Source organism: Dyella sp., from assembly GCF_035508675.1.
Classification (GTDB): domain Bacteria; phylum Pseudomonadota; class Gammaproteobacteria; order Xanthomonadales; family Rhodanobacteraceae; genus Dyella_B.
In genome coordinates this window covers 1-6,029 of record NZ_DATJMN010000177.1, presented here as the reverse complement: position 1 = coordinate 6,029, position 6,029 = coordinate 1, and the positions used below count along the sequence as shown (strand labels likewise).

General features: G+C 60.4%; 7 protein-coding genes. 5 read left to right on the top strand and 2 right to left on the bottom strand.

Annotated elements, in window-relative coordinates; all coding sequences use genetic code 11:
* Positions 1-731, bottom strand: a 731-nt coding sequence (locus VMA74_RS09660; protein WP_325366468.1) for a glucokinase, incomplete at its 3' end; no start/stop codon positions are given.
* 625 nt (positions 732-1,356) lie between these two features.
* Here VMA74_RS09660 and VMA74_RS09655 point away from each other — a divergent pair.
* Complete coding sequence (locus VMA74_RS09655; RefSeq protein ID WP_325366466.1) at positions 1,357-1,980, top strand: hypothetical protein; 624 nt, start codon at positions 1,357-1,359, stop codon at positions 1,978-1,980.
* Positions 1,981-2,176: 196 nt separating this feature from the next.
* Here VMA74_RS09655 and VMA74_RS09650 read toward each other — a convergent pair whose 3' ends face one another.
* Positions 2,177-3,109, bottom strand: coding sequence for a LysR family transcriptional regulator (locus VMA74_RS09650; RefSeq protein ID WP_325366464.1), 933 nt, complete (start codon positions 3,107-3,109; stop codon positions 2,177-2,179).
* Positions 3,110-3,193: 84 nt separating this feature from the next.
* Here VMA74_RS09650 and VMA74_RS09645 point away from each other — a divergent pair, with 84 nt between their 5' ends.
* From VMA74_RS09645 to VMA74_RS09630, 4 genes are all read left to right on the top strand, one after another.
* On the top strand, positions 3,194-4,204 hold the full coding sequence (locus tag VMA74_RS09645; RefSeq protein WP_325366462.1) for a zinc-binding alcohol dehydrogenase family protein: 1,011 nt from the start codon (positions 3,194-3,196) through the stop codon (positions 4,202-4,204).
* Positions 4,205-4,289: 85 nt separating this feature from the next.
* Positions 4,290-4,733 (top strand): heme-binding protein, encoded by a 444-nt coding sequence (locus VMA74_RS09640; RefSeq protein ID WP_325366460.1) that lies wholly within the window; start codon positions 4,290-4,292, stop codon positions 4,731-4,733.
* Positions 4,730-5,179, top strand: coding sequence for a nuclear transport factor 2 family protein (locus tag VMA74_RS09635; protein WP_325366458.1), 450 nt, complete (start codon positions 4,730-4,732; stop codon positions 5,177-5,179). The genes VMA74_RS09640 and VMA74_RS09635 overlap by 4 nt, the downstream gene beginning before the upstream one ends.
* Before the next feature lie 551 nt (positions 5,180-5,730).
* Positions 5,731-6,029, top strand: a 299-nt coding sequence (locus VMA74_RS09630; RefSeq protein WP_325366456.1) for a hypothetical protein, incomplete at its 3' end; no start/stop codon positions are given.

The window sequence follows — 6,029 nt, the reverse complement described above, 5'->3', positions numbered from 1 at the left end:
CTGCGCGCAACGGCTGCCGTCGTGACGGCTTCGGGCGTGGCCAGTCTCGGCGTCTCCCCATGCAGCGCGCACAGGGTTGTGTAGACCGTCAGCAAGCCGGGCCCGGACACGATGTGTTCAAATGCCACGTAACCGCCATTCGGCGCCAGGTGCGCGAGAATCTCGCGCTCGCGCACCGAATTTGGTGCGTAATCCATCTGCCCAGCTTCCGTCGTCAACACGAAGCCGCCGCCCGGACCAGGAACGTGCGCCGCCGCGCCCAGGCCGGTGCCCGGCCCGATCACCAAGGTCAGGCCACTGGCATGCGCGGCCGGCCCGCAAAGATGGCGACCGTCGTCGGCGAGCGAACCATCGAGCGCATACGCCAGCGCCTCGAAGTCATTCAGCACGGCGACCTCGTCCAGGCCCAGCGCATGGCGCAGCTGCGTCAGGTGGATGGGCCAGGCAAGGTTATCGTTCACCACCTCGTCGCCCATGATCTGGCCTGCGCACGCGAGCACGCAGTGCTTCACCGGAATCCGCCCCTCAGCGACGATAAAGGCCTGCAACAGTTCCGACAGCATCGGGAACTGCGCGCACGTGAAGACGCGGTACGCGATCGTTTCGAGGTCGCGGGCGTCGCCGGATGCAGCACGCATCAGCGCAACACGCGCATGCGTGCCGCCAATATCGGCCGCCAGAAACGGCAACGCCGTTATCCCCGCCACTCGATCCGAATGGTCAATCGCCACGTCCAGCCTACCCCCGGCATTGGAACTGTCATCAGGGTGTACCGTAATTGACACCGGTGTCAAGCGGTGGCGCATCAAGGCCGAAAGAGGCGGGCCTGGCGGGTGCGGAGGTTGGTGCAGATACGGAAAGGCAGAGATAGGGCGCGCACTGGTTCTTCATATGGGTCAGCATGCGGTACGCAATGCTTTGCAGCTGTTTCGAAAAAAAGTGGCGGCACGTATCGCGGCGCGATCCGCGCTGCATTACTTTTTTGCGTAAATCTGGCGCCTGCATCAGGGGGCAATGTAATGAAGCTAGCGCCGTCCATTGGGGCGAGTTGCACGCAGTGCTAATGGATCAACGTGGCGGGGATGAACCCATCGCCATCTCCATCGAGGTCGGAGATGCGGACGCAGTGTGCTCAGCCATCGGCACTTTTATTCCGAAGAGCGGCCGGCTATATATCGCTAATGTATCGCGAGACGGGATACAGCACTGCGGTCTGGTTGTAAATGAAGAGTCCTCATAAGGTTTGGTTGCGGCGACTGTGTCGGTAGAACAACGTAAGTTTAAGGACGGAATTGCCGAGAGTTCGGCATGGTGCGTGCCTGATGGGAAGTTTTAGTAAGGAACCAAAGGGGAAGTATGGAAACTCGCTTCGTCAAGGCCATCGCCTTATCGTTTTGTTTGTCTTCGATGTATGTCGCAACGACGTTGGCATCGACACCTGATACGCCACTGGAGCGCGCGGCATTGCGGGACTGGGTACGCCAGCAGTCTTCCTCCGACGGTTATCTGTTTGAATGCAAGGGTAGTGATGGCAAGTTCTTTACAACGCGCCTCCTGGGACCCGATTGCGTAGTGCATGAGCAATTAGGTCCCTACGTAGTTCTGTCAGATACGCCTAAAGCTGGCTGGCGGAAAGTCCAGGCGACAGCGCAGGCTGATTTCTATCTCGACAACAGCAGTTTTTCCTATATTGACGCACAAGCGGTGCCGAAACCGGGCGCCGGCGTGATGGCATGGCTAAAAATTGTCTATCACCAGCCGCGAGCTGTTGCGAACACTAAAAACAATGAAATGTTCACCACGCAGATCACGTCATTGAGCTATGGCTGCAAGCACAATATGGTGGATTACGGAATCGCTTGGTTATACGGTGCGGATGGAAAACTGGTTGGCGCGTACCTGCCGTTAACCCTCGTGGTGCAGCCGCAGAATCCCATGGCAGCGGCGTTAGCCTCTTTTTGCAAAGTCGGTCCCACGTAGATCAAGTCGCTCCGTGTGCATGAAGAAGTCGTTGATGATGGTCGCAATGGCTTGTGGCGCACCCTCGAAGCTGTAATGGCCGACACCGGGCCGGTCGTTTGAAGCGTCTGCTTCCGATCCATTTCTACCGGTCGTGCGCAAAATCTGGAACCGACAACGGCGCTCCCTTATTCATTCGAGCTGCTGCGCGTCTTCTTCAGTGCCCGGCGTTTGACGACCCGAGTGCAGCAAAGCGCCCGGCGATGAAATCCACGAGCGCACGAACCCGATTGGGAACGAAGCGCCCGCTAGGCAAGAGTGCATGCAACGGATACGGATCTGTCTCCCATTCGGTCAGTAGCCGCACCAGGTTGCCGCTTTGCAGATCGCGCCGTTGTTCGATCTCCGTCTTGAAGATGATTCCGGCTCCCGAAACGGCCCACTCGCGGGCCAGGGAGGCGTCATCCACGACGCGGTCGCCACTGATCCTTACCGTGGTCCATTGGCCGTTCTGACCGAAGCGCCAGGAATTGAACATACGTCCGCCGCGCATGAATGCGATGCAGTTGTGGTCCACCAGGTCTGTTGGCGTGCGTGGCGTACCGTGTCGACTCAAGTAGCTGGGAGAAGCGCTGAGGACAGGGTGTGCAAGCGAAAGTGGACGGGCCACGAGGCGGGAGTCGCTTAACTGACCGTACCGAATGGCCAGGTCCACTTCGTCTCGCAGCACGTCGAGCACGCGATCGCCCACATTGAGCGCCAGCTTCACGCCGGGATGAAGCTGCAAGAACTCATCAAACATTGGCACTAGCACGGTTCGAGCAAGGTCCGATGGTGCCGCGACACGCACGGTGCCCACGAGTGCGCCGTGTTCGGCGTCGAGTTGGGATTCTCCCTCTGCAAGCAGCTCGAACGCGCGCTGGGCGTACTCCAGAAGGATTTGACCTGACGGCGTGAGCCGCATGGCACGTGTGGAACGTTCAAAAAGCCGGGTTCCCAGCTGTGCCTCGAGCCGCTTGAGCGTCGCACTTGCGGCCGCCGGCGTGATGCCGAGTGCTCGCGCAGCCGCGGTCAACGAGCCTTGGCTGACCGTGAGCAGCAACACTTGAAGGTCATTTACATTTTCAATTCTGGTTTGAAAGTGAAACATCGGAAGGTCGTCTTATCAATTTTAGGGATATTACCTACATTGCCTTCCATCGGCATCACTTAAGCCCTGGAAGGAAAGAGCGCCATGAAAGCTGTTGGTTATCGCAAGAGCCTGCCCATCAACGCGCCCAAGGCGCTCGAGGACGTGGAGCTGCCCGCGCCGCTGCCCGGTCCGAATGACCTGCTCGTGCGCGTGCACGCCGTCTCGGTCAATCCGGTCGACACCAAGGTTCGCGCCGGCAGCGCGCCTGCTGCCGGCGAGGTCAAGGTGCTCGGCTGGGATGCCGTCGGCGTGGTCGAAGCCGTTGGTGCGCAGGCCAGTGGCTTTGCGGTCGGCGACCGCGTCTGGTACGCCGGCTCGATCAAGCGCCCGGGTGCCAACAGCGAGCGGCATGCGGTGGACGCGCGCATCGTTTCCAGGGCGCCCAAGTCGCTTTCGGATGCGCAAGCCGCGGCGCTGCCGCTGACGGCCATCACCGCGTGGGAGTTGCTGTTCGATCGGCTGCGCATGGCCCAAGGCGGTGGCGAAGGCCAGACGCTGATGGTCGTAGGCGGCGCCGGCGGTGTAGGCTCGATCCTGATCCAGCTGGCTCGGCAGCTGACCAAGCTGCGCGTGATCGCCACGGCGTCGCGCCGCGAGTCGCGTGAATGGTGCCTGGAGCTGGGCGCGCACGCGGTCATCGATCACTCCCAGCCGCTGTCGCAGGCGCTGCGCTCGGCCGGCATCGAGCAGGTCGACTACGTGGCCTCGCTCACGCAGACCGGCGCGCACTACCAAGAGATCATCCAAAGCCTGAAGCCGCAGGGTGCGCTGGCCGTCATCGACGACATGGAAGGACTGGATCCGATCGCGCTCAAGAGCAAGTCGCTGTCGCTGCATTGGGAGCTGATGTTCACGCGCTCCATGTTCGAGACGCCCGACATGCAAGAGCAGGGCGTACTGCTGGGGCGCGTGGCTGAGCTGGTCGACGCCGGCCGCGTCAAGACGACCGCCAACGCCGTCTTCGGCCGCATCAACGCAGAGAACCTGATTCGCGCGCACGCGCTGATCGAAAGCGGCAAGGCCGTGGGCAAGATCGTGCTCGAAGGTTTTTGATTTCAAGCGCAGCTCGAACGAGCACCCAAGCGCAGCACTCCGATTCTTTCATCCCTACGCCAACTTCATTTCAAGGAAACTCGTCATGTCCCGAAGCAACCCTATCCAAGTCCAAACCAAGGCTTCCATCACCCGCGACAGCGCGCTGGCACTGGCCATTGCCGCGCGCGATGCGGCCACCAAGATCGGCCTGAACCTCGCCATTGCGGTCACGGATGAAGGCGGCCACCTGATCGCCTTCGAGCGCGCCGACGCCACGCCCTTCCTGGCCGCCGAAGTGGCCATCGACAAGGCCTGGACTGCCGCATCCTTCGGTCTGGACACGATGGTCTGGAACCAGGTCGTCGCCCAGCCGGCCACGGCTCCGCTGGCCAACCATCCACGTGTCATGGCTGTGGGCGGCGGTGTTCCCATCGTGCTGGACGGTCGTGTGGTCGGCGGCATCGGCATCTCCGGTGGCACCGCGCAGCAAGACCACGACGTGGCTGCGGCCGCGCTCAAGGCCGCTGGTTTCGAGGTCGCCCCATGAACGCGACCATTTCCAGGCGCGACGCCGGCGTCGTGTCGGCTGCGGTGGCGCTGGCGGCCTCCATGGAGGGTAGGGCGGCCGCTGATGCCGATGTCGCTTCTGCCGCGGTTGACCTCTACGCGCGGATGAGTGCACGGGATCTGGCTGGCGTCCTTCGCTACATTCCTACCGCCGGATTCACCGAGATCGGCCCATCGGCATCTTCGGTGCACGTCCTGAAGCCTGCAGCGTTTGAGGCGTTGTTCGATTCGGATGCGGTGATCAAGCTCCGTGCTGAAGACGTAAGCGTCCAAAGCTTCGCTAGCACTGCAGTCGTAACGGGCGTACGTGTTGGTTCGGTAGGCTCGAAGGACAAGCCGTCTACTGAGCTTCGGGCGCCATTTACGATGGTGTGGAGCAGCGACAATGGTAGCTGGCAGCTGCGACATATCCATCTGTCTTTCTGAGACAGTGTGCGATGTGGCAACACCGTGATAGGCGGAGACCGAACAGGCGTGGACATTGCCGGCATAGCGAATATCTCGGTAGATTGCAGTCGCTACAGGTATGGGGAGATATCAATGGATGCTTTGGACACGCTGCCGGGCGCCTCGGAGCTCATGACAAGAGCTGATGCCTACCGGGCAATGCTGCATCTCATCAAGTACTAATACCGATTCGGCGATGAATATCGAATCGGGGCGATGCTTGGAGATTTGTCCCTTGGGGTTTTGGAGGATGGCATGGCCGGCGACTCGGGTGCCTGGGAGCTGTGGCTCGATGCTATCGCCGGCAAGCATCCGCAACCCGATTGAGCATTGCAGACGTACGTTTCGATGGCGGACGGTTCAGAAGTTGGATAAAGTTCCAGACGCTTATTACGTTAGGGGCTGCGCTCGGCAAGTGCGCGCAGATGTCTACTTCACCAAACAGGCCCAGCGATACGCTGTGGGAGCCATGGCTGCCGACAGCATACGTGGCAAAACACGTGAAGTCTTGATGCGCAAAAGGGGGAGTCATGGATTTCGACGAAATGAATAATTTCTTGAGCCATCACAAAGTAGGAGAGCAAGACATTAGGGTACGCATACGAAAGCGCAGCTTGGAGTCCAGGGAAAGGCGAGTGCTAGGCACATTATCCTGTGCATACGGATTCGACCTGTTTGTTCTATGCATGGGTTTGGTAGGAACCATCACAGAAGCGGGCTCCATGCAACGTGCGCAGTTTGCGTCCATCGTTGGAGGCTTGGGCATGGCGATGCTTGTTTTGGGCTTGGCCATCTATCGGATGTGGCGAAATCCGCCTCCTTCGCCCAT